Genomic DNA, 15,634 nt, shown 5'->3' with positions numbered 1-15,634 from the left:
GATTACTCTGGGTTTTGGCTCTGTGCCTGCTCACCTTGGTCTGCCCCCGCGCTCTGGGGCACTCAAACCGTAGTTGTAAAGATTAACGGAGGCTGGTCAAAAAAGTTTAGGGCAGGAATGCGTTTTTTTCGACTTTTCTCCTATGAGCGCCTAGCAGCGCCGTCCCTATACGGCAGGGTTTTTTGATACTTTATGGCAAAAATAAAAAATATAAATGCCTGGTGAGGGCCGTCTGGACGGCGATTTTCCATGGTCTGGCCAAAAAAAAAGCCCGCGGAGGGCGGGCATGGCGGGTAGCGGCGTGTCGTCAATTGCTCAGTCGGCCACTACCACGCGGTTCTTGCCAGTCTGCTTGGCCTGGTACATGGCGCCGTCGGCGCGCTTGACCAGTTCGGCCTGGTCTTCATTGGGCCGGCGCAGGGCGACGCCGGCGGAAAAGGTGATCAGCACTTTTTCATTGTCATGCAAGAAGAAATGCCGGGTCAGTTCGCGCTGCAGCCGCGTCATGGTCGAGGACGCCGATTCGACCGTGGTTTCAGGCAGCAGGATCAAAAATTCCTCGCCGCCGAAGCGGGCGATCACGTCCATCGAGCGCAAGGTGTCCTTGACGATCCTGACCAGGTGTTTCAGCGCCGCATCGCCGGCCAAGTGGCCATAGGTATCGTTCAGGCGCTTGAAGTCGTCCAGGTCCAGCATGGCGATGCACAGCGGCGTGCCGCGCCGGTCCGAGCGCGCCGTTTCGCGTTCGAACACATCGTCCAGGCCGCGCCGGTTCAGGCTGCCTGTCAGCTGGTCTTCGCGCACCAGTTCGCTCATATGCTGGAGTTTGGCTTCCAGCGTGTGGATGCGCTGTTCCGCATCGAGCACTTCCTGGCGCGCCAGCACCATCTTGTCGCGCGCGCGCAGCGCCTCGGTCTGCACCAGCCGCGTTTCTTGCAGCACGTCGTCGAGCACCTGGTTCAGGTCGGTGATATTTTCCGCCTGGCTGATCTTGTCGGAATAGCCGCCGATCTTTTCATGGAAGTCGCCGGTGCTGGCCGCCACCTGGCCGAGGCGGTCGATAAAGGTCATCATCATGTTCTTGACGGTGAGCTTGACGTCCGACAGGCTGTGCTTGAGCTGGCTTTGCTTGTAGATGACTTCCTTCAGGCTGCGCGTGGCGTCTTCCAGCGCGCGCTGGTCGAGCGGGCCGGCGATCAGGTTCTGCACCGCCTCGACCTGGCCGCGCAGCCAGCTGTCGTCGTCGAGCAACTGGCTGACGTTGTCCAGCAGCAGCTTGAACAGGCGCAACAGCAACTCCTGCTGCTCCGCCGTGTCGCCGCTTTTCAGTTCGATCTGGTAGCACAGCTGCTTCAGGCGCACCGCCGCTTCGTTCAGTGCCTCTTCCGTATGCGCCTGCTTGATGGCCGCACCCAGCGATTCGGCTTCCTGCACCAGCGCCGGCGTGCCGGTCAGCAGGGTTGCCACGGCAAAGCCCAGGGTACGGCTCAGCAATTCGCGCAGGGTGCGCGTCTGTTCGCCGTCCGGCAGCGGCGGCAATTCGATGCCGCCGCCTTTCCTGGCCTGCTTTTCCGACAGCTGCGCCAGGGTGCGTGCATAGCTGTCCCAGTCGCGCGCTTTCAGGGCCCGCTGGAAGCGCCGGCCGAAGTCGCCCAGTTCGCCGCCCGATTCGCTCATCCTGGCGGCAAACTGGCTCAGCACGTTTTCGGCGCCCTGGTCCGCGCTTTTTTCAACGTTGCCGCTGGCGGCCAGCACGGCGGCCGGCGCAGTTTCGGCCGGTTCGCTGATGCCGGCGATTTCATTGTAGATGTCGCGGTAGGCGTTCGGCGTGGGCGCGATGCGGCGCGTGGCCAGGCGGCGAAACGCTTCGCGGGCGATATCGGCCGGATTCACGGCGGGATTGGCGGCAGGTTTCAAGGCGGTCACAGGCACGCTGGCCGGCGGGGAGGGCAATTTACTGGACATGTAGGCACGGCCTTTTTAGATATCTGCTAATTATCCCCATGATATGCGAGTTGGCAAAGCACTTATTGTTGGAGAAGCATGACGAAGGGCCGCCAATTCCCACGATATGCGCCCGCAAGCTACTCCACCAGCTGGTTGCGGATCGCATAAAGAGTCAGCTCGGCGCTGTTTTTCAGCTTCATCTTCAGCAGCAGCCGCGCGCGGTATTCGCTGACGGTTTTCGCCGACAGCCTCAGTTCTTCGGCGATCGCGCCCACCGTCTTGCCCGAAGCGATCAGCACCAGGGTCTGGTATTCGCGGTCCGACAAGGTTTCGTGCAGCGCCGTTTCATGGTCTTCGCCAACCGTGTTGGCCAGTTCCTGCGCCAGTGCGGCGCTGATGTATTTCAGGCCTTCTGCCGCCTGGCGGATGGCTGTCACCAGCTCGCGCGGCGTGCTCTGCTTGGTCAGGTAGCCGGCCGCGCCCGCTTTGAGCGAGCGGATCGCATACTGGTCTTCGCGGTGCATCGACAGCATCAGCACCGGCAGGTCCGGCTTTTCCTTCTTGATCTGCTTGAGCACGTCGATGCCGCTGCGGTCGGGCAAGGAGATGTCGAGCAGCATCACCTGGCATTTTGAGGCGCGGAAGCGCTTGACCGCATCGTGGCCGTTTTCGGCCTCGCCGGCGACGACGATGTCGCGGGTATCGGCCAGGATCTGTTTCAGGCCTTCGCGCACGATCGCATGGTCGTCGGCGATGAATACCCGGATGATGGCTTTTTCTTTCATGACTGCATTCGTTTCTGCATGTGTTGCTTTATGGTTTACTGACATCCGGCTGCCGCGGGCCGTGTTGCGTGCCCGCACTGGCAGCAGCCGCTATTATCGCCTCCCGGGGCGTGCTCAGCCTGATTTTTATGGTCAGGAGCGTGCCGCCAGCCGGGGCGTTGGCCAGTTGCAGGGCGCCGCCGAGCGCACTGGCGCGCTCGCTCATGCTGCGGATGCCGAACGATTGCGGTTTGGCGCGGTCCAGCGGGCGCATGCCGACGCCGTTGTCGCTGATGCACAGGCGGACGTGCTGGCGCTGCTGGTCGAGCCGTACCGCTACCTTGCTGGCGTGCGCGTGCCTGGCGATATTGGTCAGCGCTTCCTGGGCGATGCGAAACAGGCCGGTAGCCTGGTCCGGGTTCAGGTCGATCTCCTTGCGGTTCGATGAAAACACGCACTCGATGCCGGCCTGTCGCACGAATTGCTTCGCTTGCCAGTCGAGCGCGGCGACCAGCCCCAGCTCGAGCATGGACGGACGCAGGTCGAGCGAAATGCGGTGCACGGCGTCGATGCTGCGGTCGACCAGGTCGTCGACATAGGCGGCCTGGTCCTGCAGCGCGGCGTCGCCTGCGGGCAGGCGGCGCGCCAGCATCGCCAGCGCCATCTTGATCGCCGTCAGGTTGCCGCCCAGGTCGTCATGCAGTTCGCGCGCCAGGCGCGTGCGCTCCTGCTGCCTTACCTTGTCGATTTGCGCCGTCAGCTCGGCCAGGCGGGCGCGCGACTGGCGCAGCTCGCGCTGTTCGAGCCGGCCTTCCGTGACGGCTGCGCTCGCTTGCGGCGTGCGCGGCTCCTCCCCCTGCGCCAGGATCAGCGCGCGTCCCTGGTGTGCGGCGCGCGTCAGGCGCAATCGCACGGCGTGGACGCCGCTGTCGCGCCGTTGCAGCTGCGCCTGCACGATGGCGTGCGCGCCGATGCCGTCCCCGAGCGGCACCGGCCCATCGGGCCATTGCGGCGCCAACTGAAGCAAGGTCATCGCTTGCAGTGCTGCCAGGCTGTATTGCAGGTGCTTGCAGGCGGCAGGATTGGCGTCGAGCACCTGCCAGTTGGCCGCGTCGAACAGATAGGCGTCATTGTTGGCGGCCTGCAGGGCCGGCGCCAGATGGGGCAGCTCAAGCGTATCTGACATGGTGGTAATGGTCTTCATGGTTCATTAGCGGCGTGCGCGCCAGAAAGCGGCAAAACGGCGCAGCACGCGGGTCGCACGCGTATTGTGGCGGCCGCGCCGGCCGGCGCCGGCCCGCAGGCGGCGCCACCAGGCGCGGCGCGCGCGGCTCAGCAGGCTCGACAGGCGGCTGACGCGGCGCCAGGCGCGCGTCGCTTGCAGTCGGGCGATCCAGCGGTCCTTGTTCTCCATGAAGCGGCCATGCCAGCGGGCAAACCATGGCAAGGTCAACAGGGTGGGAAGGGTCAGCGTGTACAGGCGCGCCACCGCTGCGGCGCCGCCCAGCTTGGCCGCGACGATCACGCCGATGCCGGAAAACGCATGGCCGCGCGCGATCGCCAGCAGGGCCAGCAGCTTGACGGGAAACAGCAGCACCGCCGGCAGCACGAACACGGCCAGCGCCCAGTAGGGCGGCAGGCGCTGTATCCACGCTTCAAGCGCGTGCAGCGGCGGAAACTGCGCCACCAGCCGCATGGCGCGCGCGCCGGTCGCCCACAGCCATTCCTCGATCAGCAGGAAAATGGCGGCCAGGTAGACCAGCGGCGCAAACAGCCAGCGCCTGAAACGGTAGTGTTTTCTCATCCGGCTCCAAACATATTGCCCTGATGATACGTCAAAAAAGCCCACGCGCACGCAGGTGCGGGCCAGCTGGCGGGGCTACAATAGACAGATGAATAAAGCATTTGTAAAAGAGTCCGACAACGACGACGATGAAGAAGCCGCCGCGCTGGCGCTGGCCATTCCCGCCGGCGCCAAGAATTACATCACGCCGGCCGGCTACCAGCGCATCCGTGCCGAGCTGCTGCAACTGATCGACGTCGACCGCCCGGAGGTGGTGCGCATCGTGCATTGGGCGGCGTCGAACGGCGACCGCTCGGAAAACGGCGATTATATCTACGGCAAGCGCCGCCTGCGCGAGATCGACCGCCGCATCCGTTTTCTCACCAAGCGGATGGACCTGGCCGCCATCGTCGACCCCAGCGTCCATCATGGCAACGACCAGGTCTTCTTCGGCGCCACGGTCACCTACCTCACCGGCGACGGCGAAACGCATACCATCACGATAGTCGGCATCGACGAATTCGACCCGCTGAACGGCAAGATCAGCTGGGTCTCGCCGATGGCGCGCGCGATCACCAAGGCGCGCGAGGGCGATGTGATCATTCTGAATACCCCGCTGGGGGCGCAGGAACTGGAGTTGCTGGAGGTGACGTACCCGGCGCCGGGGGATGTTGCTTGAACGAGTGTTGAAGCATAAAACACCTGGAAAACCGTAGCGAGCGGCAGTGAGTTGTGGCTGAGAAGCGCAGCTGTGCTTAAGCACAGCGAGCATCGCAGGCCGCAAATCTCGACGCGCAGTAGGTTTAACAGGTGTTTTTAATTCCGTTCGCGCAGGATGCGGTTCACGCCGGCAACCCTGCGCACATTGCGCAGCAGCGCCGCCAGGTGTACGCGATCCTTCACCTGCACGGTAAAGCGCAGCTGGTCGAGCACGTTGTCCTTGTCTTCGTCCATGCCGACATAGATGATGTTGGCGTCGGACTCGCCGATTTCGGCGGCCACGCGCGCCAGGATGCCGCGCTCGCTGTTGATCAGGACCTTGATGCGGCAGTCGAAACGGCGGTTCAGCTCGGTGCCCCAGCGCACGGCGATCCAGCGGTCCGGTTCCTTGATGCGCTGGCGCTTGGCCTGGGTGCAGTCGCTGGTGTGCACCAGCAGGCCCTGGTCGCGGCGCAGCTGGCCGATGATCTGGTCGCCCGGGATCGGCAAACAGCACGGCGCCAGTTGCACGGACACGCCTTCGCTGCCGCAGATGGTGACCGGGTCGAGCTCGCTGCCGTGGTTGTGTTCGACCGGCATGCTGGCCGCTTCGCCGCCGATCAGGCCAAAGATATGGCGCGCCACCAGGGTAGCCATGCGCTTGCCGATGCCGATGTCGGCGTACAGCTCGTCGAGCGAATGGGCGCTCGATTCGTTGAGCAGGCGTTCGACCAGCGGCGCCGGCAGGTCGGCGCCGATATTCAGGGTTTGCAGCGCCTGCGACAGCAGTTGCTGGCCCAGCGAAATCGATTCGGGCAGGTTGATGGTGCGCAGGTGGTGGCGGATCGCCGAACGGGCCTTGCCGGTACGCACGAACGACAGCCAGGTGGGGCTGGGGCGCGAAGCCGAATCGGTAATGATTTCGACGATATCGCCATTGTGCAGCTCGGTGCGCAGCGGCGCGGTTTCATTGTTGATCTTGACGGCCACGGTCTGGTCGCCGATGCCGGTGTGGATCGAATAGGCAAAGTCGATCGCCGTGGCGCCGCGCGGCAGCGCAATGATCTTCGACTTCGGCGTAAATACATAGACCGAATCGGGGAACAGGTCGACCTTGACGTGTTCCAGGAACTCGGCCGAGTCGCCCGTCTGCTGCTGGATGTCGAGCAGCGACTGCAGCCACGCATGGGTGCGCTGTTGCAGGTCGGACGGGTTCGATTCGCCGCTTTTGTAGAGCCAGTGCGCCGCCACGCCGGACTCGGCGGTGCGATGCATTTCCTGGGTACGGATCTGGAATTCCACCGGCGTGCCGTAGGGGCCGATGACGGTGGTATGCAGCGACTGGTAGCCGTTCAGTTTGCGGATCGCGATGTAGTCCTTGAACTTGCCCGGCATCGGCTTGTACAGGCTGTGCAGGGTGCCCAGGGTGACATAGCAGTCGGCAAAGTTGCCCACCACCACGCGAAAGCCATATACGTCGAGCACCTGCGAGAACGACAGGTGCTTGCTGCGCATCTTTTTATAGATGTCGTACAGGGACTTTTCGCGGCCCGTCACTTCGGCGTCGATCTCGGCCATGGAGAGGGTGCTTTTCACCGCCTCCATGATCTTGTTGACGACTTCGCGCCGGTTGCCGCGCGCCGCCTTGACGGCTTTGGCCAGGGTGCGGTAGCGCATCGGGTGCAGATGCGAGAACGACAGGTCCTGCAGTTCGCGGAAGATATTGTTCAGGCCCAGGCGGTGCGCGATCGGCACATACACTTCCATGGTCTCGCCGGCTATGCGCGCCTTCTTTGCGGCCGTCATGAAGTCCAGCGTGCGCATATTGTGCAGGCGGTCGGCCAGCTTGATCAGGATGACGCGCACGTCGGAGGCCATCGCCAGCAGCATCTTGCGGAAGTTTTCCGCCTGCGCTTCGATCTGGCTCTGGAATTCGATTTTTTCCAGTTTCGACAAGCCGTCGACCAGGTGCGCGACGGGGGCGCCGAAGCGCTCGATCAGTTCGTCTTTCTTGACGTCCTGGTCTTCCATCACGTCATGCAGCAGGGCGGCCATGATGGCCTGCGCGTCGAGCTTCCAGTCGGCGCAGATTTCGGCCACGGCGATCGGGTGCGAGATATACGGCTCGCCCGAGCGGCGCATCTGGCCCAGGTGCATTTCGTCGGAGAAGCGGTAGGCTTCCTTGACTTTTTTCAGGTCGGCGGGAGAAAGGTATTCGGCCAGCTTGTCGGCCAGGTGACTGACCGACGCCACGCCGGGCACGGGTGGCGGCGGGCTGGACGTGCCGGTGCCTGGCGCATGCGTGCCCGGCGCTTTTGGCGCCTGACGCGGGGCCAGGGGTGGCGGTGCTGCTGAAGTCGTGTCGGCTGGGGTCAGACTCATAAAACGTCGCGTTACTTCGCAGTGTGAATAAAGGGTAAAGTAGAACCAGGGATCACCACTGTTCCGGCACGCGCCTGGCTGTTACATCGGCACCTTTTTCAGCATCTCGATGCCGACTTTGCCGGCAGCGATTTCGCGCAGTGCGACAACGGTAGGCTTGTCCTTGGCATCCACTTTAGGGGTATGGCCTTGCAGCAACTGACGTGCGCGGTAGGTCGCCGCCAGGGTCAGCTGGAAACGGTTAGGGATCTGCTTCAAGCAATCTTCAATGGTGATACGGGCCATGGTAACTCCTAATATATAGTATTGGTACAGTATTGGTGCGTGGCGCTGTGTGACTGGCGTGCAGCGCTGTTATTCGGCGTGCAGGCCCAGTTGGGCGAAAAGCGAGGCGTTGCGGGCCGCTTGTTGCGCAAACCGGCAACGGGCCGCTCTCACGATCGCGCTCAGTTCGGACAAAGCGACCGTAAACTCTTCATTGATAATAACATATTCGAACTCCGGCGCGTGGGCGATTTCGCCGCCGGCGGCCAGCAGACGCCGCGTGATGACGTGCGGTTCGTCCTGGCCGCGCTTGTTCAGCCGCTCTTCGAGCGCATCGATCGACGGCGGCAGGATGAAAATCCCGGCCGCACGCGGAAACTGTTTGCGCACCTGGCGCGCGCCCTGCCAGTCGATTTCCAGCAAAATATCGGTGCCGGCCGCCATCTGTTGCTCGACCATGATGCGCGAGGTGCCGTAGTAATTGCCGTGCACTTCGGCCCATTCCAGGAACTCGCCCTGGTCGGCGCGCGCGATAAAATCGTCGGCGCTGGTGAAATAGTATTCACGGCCGTGCTCTTCGCCGGGGCGCGGCGCGCGCGTGGTGGTCGAGATCGACAGCTTGATGGCCGGTTCCTGCGCCAGCAGCGCGTTGACCAGCGTCGATTTGCCGGCGCCCGAGGGCGCGGCGACCACGAACAGGCTGCCGGAGAAGGCGGTAGGGTGACTCATGCGTATTTTTCCAAGGCGTGGGATGGCGCCGTTAGTGCGGCGCCCAATCCGCTATTTTACCAAGAGGCAAGGCGCGCGGCCAGTCCCATGGCACGCCAGGCGGGCGCTATTCCAGATTCTGCACCTGTTCGCGCATCTGCTCGATCAGCAGTTTCAGATCCATCGAGGCGTCGGCCAGTTCCTTGACGGACGCCTTGGCGCCCAGGGTGTTGGCTTCGCGGTTCAGTTCCTGCATCATGAAGTCCAGGCGCTTGCCGACCTGGCCGCCCTTGGTCAGGATATGGCGCGTTTCGCCCAGGTGGGCCGACAGGCGCGCCAGTTCTTCCGACACGTCGATGCGGATGCCGTACAGGATCACTTCCTGGCGGATGCGCTCCATCGCGTCCTGGCGCGACAGCGCCGAATGCGACCCCTGGCTGGCCAGGCCCAGCGCGTCCTGCATGCGCTCGATGGCTTTTTGCTGGAAGGCGGCGACCACTTGCGGGATCAATGGCGTGATGCGCTTGACGATGGCTTCCATCGCTTCGATGCGCGCCACCAGCACCGCTTCGAGCGCCGCGCCTTCGCGCTTGCGGCTGTCGACAAAGGCGGCGATCGTCCGTTTTGTCAGGGCGCCGACGTCCGCTTGCAGCGACTCCTGGCCCACTTGCGCTTCTTCGATCACGCCAGGCCAGCGCAGCAGTTCAGCCACCGACATCACGGGCGCCGACACGAAATGCTGGCCCACTTCCGATTGCAGGCGCGCCAGTTCGGCCAGCAGCGGCAGGTTCAGCGCCTGCGTGCCGGCGGTGGCGGCCTTGCGGCCAAAGCTCAGGCGCACTTCAACCTTGCCGCGCGTGATGGCCGACATGACAGCGGCGCGCAGGTCCGGTTCGAGCGCGCGCAAATCGTCGTTGATACGGAATTGCAGGTCGAGAAAGCGTGAATTGACGCTCTTGATTTCAATTGTCAGCGTGCCTGCAGCCCCTTCGCTGGTGGCAACGGCGTAGCCTGTCATGCTCGAAATGCTCAAAGGATTCCCCGATTTGGTCTTATATACAGTCACTTATACACTTAATCAGCTAGCGCAGGCAAGACCGCCCGCGCGCCTGAAACAGGGGCGCCATCGTGGGGTGGCCCGTTTTTTGCGCATGAGAAGGCGCATGCGGCGCAATAGTGTGCGTTTTACGGCATTGTAAAGAAAATTGTGCAGGGTGGGGCAGGATTGTCGTGCAGGCGAGCGTGTTGCTTTCTGGTTCGCCCGTCCTGGCGGCGATCGCTATCTGGCAGGGCGCCGCGCGGTGGTAAAATCGCTGCCGCATCCACCCCTACAGGACACTCCATGACATTTGCATCCCGCCCGAGCGGCCGCGCCGTCGACGCACTGCGCGCCATCCGCATCACCCGCCAGTACACCATGCATGCCGAAGGCTCGGTGCTGATCGAGTGCGGCGACACCAAGGTCATCTGCACCGCCAGCATCGAGGACAAGGTGCCCGGTTTCCTGAAGGGCAAGGGACAAGGCTGGCTGACGGCCGAGTACGGCATGCTGCCCCGCTCGACCCATACGCGCATGGACCGCGAAGCGGCGCGCGGCAAGCAGTCCGGCCGTACCCAGGAAATCCAGCGCCTGATCGGCCGCTCGCTGCGCGCCGCCTTCGATCTGCAGGCCTTCGGCGAGCGCACCTTGCATCTCGATTGCGACGTGATCCAGGCCGACGGCGGCACGCGCACGGCCTCGATCACCGGCGCCATGGTGGCTGCCTACGATGCGTTTGCGCAGTTGCAAAAGCGCGGCGCGATCACTGCGATCCCTGTAAAAAGCTTTGTCGCCGCCATTTCGGTCGGCGTCTACCAGGGCATGCCGGTGCTCGATCTCGATTACGCGGAAGACTCCAATTGTGATACCGACATGAACGTGGTGATGACGGAAGCGGGCCACTTCATCGAAGTGCAGGGCACGGCCGAGGGCGCCGCCTTCGACCGCGCCGGCATGAACCGGCTGCTGGACCTGGCGCAAGGCGGCATCGCCGACCTGGTCAGGCTGCAAAAGCAGGCGCTGGGGCTGTAAGGGCAGAGGCGGGTGGCGTGCAAAAGGTTTACAATGTCGGCACTTCACACGGACGACTGACATGACCCAACGCCTCATCCTCGCCTCCAACAACGCCGGCAAGCTCAAGGAATTCAACGAGCTGCTCTCGACCATCGGCTTTGCCGTGCACGCCCAGGGCGAGTACGACGTGCCTGAAGCTGACGAGCCATTTCGCACCTTTGTCGAAAACGCGCTGCAAAAGGCGCGTCACGCCTCGCGCCTGACGGGCTTGCCCGCGCTGGCCGACGATTCGGGCGTGTGCGTCAATGCGCTCGGCGGCGCGCCGGGCGTGTACTCGGCGCGCTATGCGGGCGAGCCGAAGTCGGACGCGGCCAACAGCGCCAAACTGATCGCCGATCTCGGGCAATATGCCGACAAGTCCGCCTATTACTACTGCGTGCTGGTGTATGTGCGCCACCCCGACGATCCGCAGCCGGTGATCGCCGACGCGCGCTGGCATGGCGAAATGATCGCCACCCCGCGCGGCGCGGGCGGCTTCGGCTACGATCCGCATTTTTATATTCCCGCGCTGGGCAAGTGCGCCGCCGAGCTGACGTCCGACGAAAAGAACGCGCTGTCGCACCGCGGCCAGGCGCTGCGCATATTGGTCGAGAAACTGCGATGATCCCGATTAAAGTGGCGGGCAGCATGGCCCGGCCTGCTTCGAAGCCCGGCAATGTCCCGGCGCCGCAGGACGGCATTTCCGGCGCGGCCGGCGCGGCCCTGCGCTATCTGCAGCCGGGCGCGCTGAACCTGACGGCCTTGCCGCCGCTGTCGCTGTACATCCATTTTCCGTGGTGCGTCAGGAAATGCCCGTATTGCGACTTCAATTCGCACGAGGTACGGCAGGAGCAGGGCTTTCCGGAAGACGACTACCTGGCCGCGCTGCGGCTGGACCTGGAAATGGCGCTGCCCTTGATCTGGGGCCGCAAGATCCACACCATTTTTATCGGTGGCGGCACGCCGAGCCTGATGTCGGCGGCCGGGCTGGACCGCCTGATGTCGGACGTGCGCACCTTGCTGCCACTGGAGAGCGACTGCGAAATCACCATGGAGGCGAACCCGGGCACGTTCGAGACGGAGAAATTCAAGTCCTACCGCGCCAGCGGCGTCAATCGCCTGTCGGTCGGCATCCAGAGTTTCAATGGGCGCCATTTGCAATCGCTGGGCCGCATCCATGACGACCACGAGGCGCGCCGCGCGGTCGAGATCGCGCAGGCGCATTTCGACAATTTCAACCTCGACCTGATGTATGCGCTGCCGTCGCAGACGCTGGCCGAAGCGCAGGCAGACCTGGAGACGGCACTGTCGTTCGCGCCGCCGCACCTGTCGCTGTACCACCTGACGCTGGAGCCGAACACGCTGTTTGCGAAATATCCGCCGGCGCTGCCCGACGACGACGAAAGCGCCGACATCGCCGACATGGTGGCCGCGCGGGCCGCGCAGGCCGGTTATGGCCGTTATGAAGTGTCGGCCTATGCCCGGCCGGGCCGCCAGGCGCGCCACAACCGCAATTACTGGGAGTTTGGCGACTATCTCGGCATCGGCGCAGGCGCCCATTCGAAAATCTCGTTCCCGCACCGCGTGCTGCGCCAGGCCCGCTACAAGCAGCCGCGCGCCTATATGGAGGCGGTGCGCGAGGGCAAGCCGGTGCAGGAAGAGCGAGAACTGGCGCGCGAGGAAATGGGCTTCGAGTTCATGCTCAACACCCTGCGCCTGACCGGCGGCTTTGCGCCGAACCTGTTTGCCGAACGCACGGGCCTGCTGCTCAACGCCATCGAGCAGCCGCTCAATGCGGCCGAAGCGAAGGGCTTGCTGTACCGCGACCACCAGGTGATACGACCGACCGAACTGGGCCTTTGTTTCCTCAACGATCTGCAGCAGATGTTCCTCGAACAATAGGGTTCAGCATTCACTGCACGCCAGCGGCGCGCAGGCGTTGCAGTTTTGCCGCATACAGCGCCTGGTCGCCGCGCGTGGTGCTCTGGTCCAGCGCCAGTTGCAGCTGCTTGCCGGCTTGCCGCCACTGCCCCAGTTGCGCGTGGGCCTGGGCCAGCCAGAAATGGAATTCGTGATAGTACGGGTCGCGTGCGATCTCGCGCGAGAACAGGGCGATGGCGAGCGCGTAGTCGTGCCGCTCCATCGCCGCCTTGCCCAGATTGAAATAATGGAACGGCGGCTGTGGTTGCAAGGCCAGCAGGCGCTGCCTCAACGGCTGCGCCTGCTCTGCCAGTCCCGACGCTTCCAGTGACTGCGCCAGGTTGGCCAGCAGCACCGTATTGTCGGGCGCGCGCTCCAGCGCATGGGCCAGCGTGCGCTGGCCCGCTTCGGTATCGCCATGGCGCAGCTGGACCAGGCCCAGCGTGTTGTAGGCGCCGCTGAACGACGGGTCCTGCACGATGGCGCTCCTGGCCCACCAGTAGGCCGCATGTACCTGGCCCCGGCGCAGGGTTTCGGCGGCGCGGTTATTCATGTACATGGCCAGAATCGTCGCCTCGCCCAGTTCGCGCGTGCGGTAGCCGGCCACGTCTTTCGACGGCAGGAAGTCGATCACCATCATGGCGCTGGCATCGTAGCTGCGCGAGTTGTCAAGGCGCTGGCGGCCCAGCACCAGGTTGACATGGCCGGCGACAAAATACAGGTCGCCGCTGCGGCTCCAGCTTGCTTCGCCCAGCACTTCCTGGTAGCGCACGGCCAGCCCCAGCTCCTGCGCCAGCGCCGCCGTCATGATCACCAGCGACAGGCAGTTGCCGCTGCGCGCGGCAAACGTTTCGCTGGCGTTGCGCGTGAAATCGGCATCGTATTCGAGCTTGAGCATGGCCTTGTCGTACAGCGCCTGGTACAGGGCGGCGCGCGGGTTGTTCGAACGCGCGTCAGTTTTACGCAGCAGTACCTCGTTGCGCAGGTAGCGGCGCATCGCATCGTCGAGGGCGAACACCTGGCTGGCGTCGACCGCCATGGCGGGCGCAAAGGCGCTGTCGCTGAAGACCGGGGGGGCTGGGGGCGGTGGCGTGGCGCAGGCGGCCAGCAGGGCGCACGAGAGCGCAGTGATGAGGATGCCGAGATGGCGGCGCATGATTTCTCCCGTACAGGCGCCGTATCAACTGCCGCAGGTGGCGCGCCTGGCCCACCTGGTATCAGTATCGGCGCCACCTGGCGCCGTGTCAAATCAATGAGAACTCTTTTAAAACTCCTCCCAGTCTTGCTCGCCGGCAGGCGTGGCGGGCGCCTTGGGCGTGGCCGGATGGGCTGCCAGGGCCGGTTTGGCAACCGCCTTGCGTACTGCCGGCTTTGCCGGCGCGGCATGCACGGCGGAACGCGGCCGCACGGGGGGCGGGGCATGCACGGCCGGCGACTGCTCCAGCTTGAAGCCGCCGGCCACCTGCGCCAGGCGGGCCGCCTGGTCCTGCATGCTTTCGGCGGCGGCCGCCGCCTCTTCCACCAGTGCCGCATTTTGCTGCGTCACCTGGTCCATCTGCGTGATGGCCTGGTTGACCTGGTCGATGCCCAGGCTCTGCTCGGCGCTGGCCGAGGTGATTTCTGCCATGATGTCGGTGACGCGGCGCACGCTGTCGACCACCTCGTTCATGGTACTGCCGGCCTGCTGCACCAGGCGGCTGCCGCCGTTGACCTGGGCCACCGAGTCGTCGATCAGGCTCTTGATTTCCTTGGCCGCGCTGGCTGAACGCTGGGCCAGGTTGCGCACTTCGGTGGCCACCACGGCAAAGCCGCGCCCCTGTTCGCCGGCGCGCGCAGCTTCCACCGCCGCGTTCAGCGCCAGAATATTCGTCTGGAAGGCGATGCCGTCGATGACGCCGATGATGTCGACGATCTTTTTTGACGAGGCATCGATGGCGCCCATGGTGGCGACCACCTGGCCGACGATGCCGCCGCCGCGCTCGGCTACTTCCGAGGCGGACAGGGCCAACTGGTTGGCCTGGCGCGCATTGTCGGCGTTCTGCCGCACCGTCGAGGTCAGCTCTTCCATCGACGAGGCGGTTTCTTCGAGCGAGCTCGCCTGCTGCTCCGTGCGCGACGACAAGTCCTGGTTGCCGGCCGCAATTTCGGACGATGCGGTGGCGATCGCGTGGGTGCCCGTCTGCACTTGCGACACCACGTTGATGAGCGCATCGTTCATGCCTTTGAGCGCGCGCATCAGGTCGCCCACCTCATCGCGCGTGGCCTGGCCGAACTGCGTGCGCAGGTCGCCGGCGGCCACCGTGGCAGCCACCGCGATGGCCGCCTGCAGCGGCTGCGTGATCGAGCGCGTGATCAGCCAGGCGCACAGGCTGCCGAAGACGATCATCAGGCCGGCCAGCAGGGCCGTCAGGGTCTGGCTGCGCGTATTGGCCCGTTCGATGGCATGGGCGGTGTCATCGATGGCCTGGCGCTGCTCGGCCAGGAAACCCTGCACCTTGGCCTGGTAGGCCTGGGCGGCCGGCATGTATTGCTGGGTGTAGACGCGTTCGGCCGTCTCGGCCTGGCCGGTCTTCCTGGCCGCCATCACCGCCTGCTTGGCCTCCTGGTACACGCCGCGCACCTGCATCACCGAGGCAAAGGTGGCTTTTTCCTGCTCGCTCGACAGCATGCCCTCCATCTGTTTCAGCAGGCCCCCGCCTTTTTTGGTGCCGGCCGCAATCGCGTCGGCAAACGTCACCGACAAGCTCTCGTCGGAGCTTTTGGCAATCAGCGTGGTGCGTTCGATGGCCGCATAGATCAGCAGGTACAGGTCGGACGCCAGGCGCTCCTTGGCCAGCGGCTTTTCCATCATGGCGCGCGTGGCCTGGGCGTTGCCCCAGGCGCTGATGACGGAAAACGAGGTGCAGATGATGGCCAGCAGCAGCACCACGGCAAAGCCGATCGCCAGGCGGGCGCCAATGCGAATATTGGTAAGTGTTTTCATGGTGTCTTTTGGTTGCAGTGATCAATAAAGCATTTTCCATTGGAAATGCTACATGGACATGACGATGGCAAGATCGTGTTCAAGCGTGGTGT

The 15,634-nt window shown here is 64.1% G+C and carries 14 protein-coding genes; 4 read left to right on the top strand and 10 right to left on the bottom strand.

All coding sequences use genetic code 11. The features are described 5' to 3' along the window. Nucleotides 1-315: 315 nt before the first annotated feature. From CD932_RS04280 to CD932_RS04265, 4 genes are all read right to left on the bottom strand, one after another. Complete coding sequence (locus tag CD932_RS04280; protein ID WP_254926454.1) at nt 316-1,965, bottom strand: GGDEF domain-containing protein; 1,650 nt, start codon at nt 1,963-1,965, stop codon at nt 316-318. Between the two features lie 119 nt (nt 1,966-2,084). Next, the gene (locus CD932_RS04275) at nt 2,085-2,732 is read right to left on the bottom strand and encodes a response regulator transcription factor (protein WP_094441542.1); all 648 of its coding nucleotides are present in this window, start codon (nt 2,730-2,732) and stop codon (nt 2,085-2,087) included. A gap of 28 nt (nt 2,733-2,760) precedes the next feature. Beyond that, complete coding sequence (locus CD932_RS04270; protein WP_254926453.1) at nt 2,761-3,897, bottom strand: sensor histidine kinase; 1,137 nt, start codon at nt 3,895-3,897, stop codon at nt 2,761-2,763. A gap of 24 nt (nt 3,898-3,921) precedes the next feature. Then, nucleotides 3,922-4,515 (bottom strand): hypothetical protein, encoded by a 594-nt coding sequence (locus tag CD932_RS04265; RefSeq protein WP_094441540.1) that lies wholly within the window; start codon nt 4,513-4,515, stop codon nt 3,922-3,924. An 88-nt stretch (nt 4,516-4,603) separates the two neighbouring features. Here CD932_RS04265 and greB point away from each other — a divergent pair, with 88 nt between their 5' ends. After that, complete coding sequence (gene greB, locus CD932_RS04260) at nt 4,604-5,173, top strand: transcription elongation factor GreB (protein ID WP_094441539.1); 570 nt, start codon at nt 4,604-4,606, stop codon at nt 5,171-5,173. A 137-nt stretch (nt 5,174-5,310) separates the two neighbouring features. Here the strand turns inward: greB and CD932_RS04255 are convergent, their stop codons facing one another. From CD932_RS04255 to CD932_RS04240, 4 genes are all read right to left on the bottom strand, one after another. Beyond that, complete coding sequence (locus CD932_RS04255; RefSeq protein WP_094441538.1) at nt 5,311-7,575, bottom strand: bifunctional (p)ppGpp synthetase/guanosine-3',5'-bis(diphosphate) 3'-pyrophosphohydrolase; 2,265 nt, start codon at nt 7,573-7,575, stop codon at nt 5,311-5,313. A gap of 81 nt (nt 7,576-7,656) precedes the next feature. Further along, nucleotides 7,657-7,860: a DNA-directed RNA polymerase subunit omega gene (gene rpoZ, locus CD932_RS04250; RefSeq protein ID WP_094441537.1), complete on the bottom strand. Its 204-nt coding sequence runs from the start codon at nt 7,858-7,860 to the stop codon at nt 7,657-7,659. 69 nt (nt 7,861-7,929) lie between these two features. Continuing rightward, nucleotides 7,930-8,568, bottom strand: coding sequence for a guanylate kinase (gmk, locus tag CD932_RS04245; RefSeq protein ID WP_176460875.1), 639 nt, complete (start codon nt 8,566-8,568; stop codon nt 7,930-7,932). Nucleotides 8,569-8,674: 106 nt separating this feature from the next. Next, nucleotides 8,675-9,565 (bottom strand): YicC/YloC family endoribonuclease, encoded by an 891-nt coding sequence (locus tag CD932_RS04240; RefSeq protein ID WP_094441535.1) that lies wholly within the window; start codon nt 9,563-9,565, stop codon nt 8,675-8,677. A gap of 324 nt (nt 9,566-9,889) precedes the next feature. Between CD932_RS04240 and rph the strand changes: the two genes are divergently transcribed. The 3 genes from rph (at nt 9,890) to hemW (ending at nt 12,541) form a co-directional block, all read left to right on the top strand. Beyond that, nucleotides 9,890-10,618: a ribonuclease PH gene (gene rph, locus CD932_RS04235; protein ID WP_094441534.1), complete on the top strand. Its 729-nt coding sequence runs from the start codon at nt 9,890-9,892 to the stop codon at nt 10,616-10,618. Between the two features lie 61 nt (nt 10,619-10,679). After that, the gene (gene rdgB, locus CD932_RS04230) at nt 10,680-11,264 is read left to right on the top strand and encodes an RdgB/HAM1 family non-canonical purine NTP pyrophosphatase (RefSeq protein WP_094441533.1); all 585 of its coding nucleotides are present in this window, start codon (nt 10,680-10,682) and stop codon (nt 11,262-11,264) included. Continuing rightward, a complete protein-coding gene (gene hemW / locus CD932_RS04225) occupies nt 11,261-12,541 on the top strand; it encodes a radical SAM family heme chaperone HemW (RefSeq protein ID WP_094441532.1) in 1,281 nt (426 codons plus the stop codon). The genes rdgB and hemW overlap by 4 nt, the downstream gene beginning before the upstream one ends. Nucleotides 12,542-12,551: 10 nt before the next feature. Here the strand turns inward: hemW and CD932_RS04220 are convergent, their stop codons facing one another. Together CD932_RS04220 and CD932_RS04215 are read right to left on the bottom strand one after the other, a co-directional pair. Continuing rightward, nucleotides 12,552-13,715 (bottom strand): tetratricopeptide repeat protein, encoded by a 1,164-nt coding sequence (locus tag CD932_RS04220; protein WP_094441531.1) that lies wholly within the window; start codon nt 13,713-13,715, stop codon nt 12,552-12,554. 108 nt (nt 13,716-13,823) lie between these two features. Further along, a complete protein-coding gene (locus CD932_RS04215) occupies nt 13,824-15,542 on the bottom strand; it encodes a methyl-accepting chemotaxis protein (protein ID WP_094441530.1) in 1,719 nt (572 codons plus the stop codon). Nucleotides 15,543-15,634 lie beyond the last annotated feature (92 nt).

This window comes from Janthinobacterium sp. PC23-8, from assembly GCF_002250505.1.
Lineage (GTDB): Bacteria > Pseudomonadota > Gammaproteobacteria > Burkholderiales > Burkholderiaceae_D > Janthinobacterium.
Note: the sequence above shows the minus strand (reverse complement) of the source record. Positions and strands in the feature narration are given on the sequence as shown.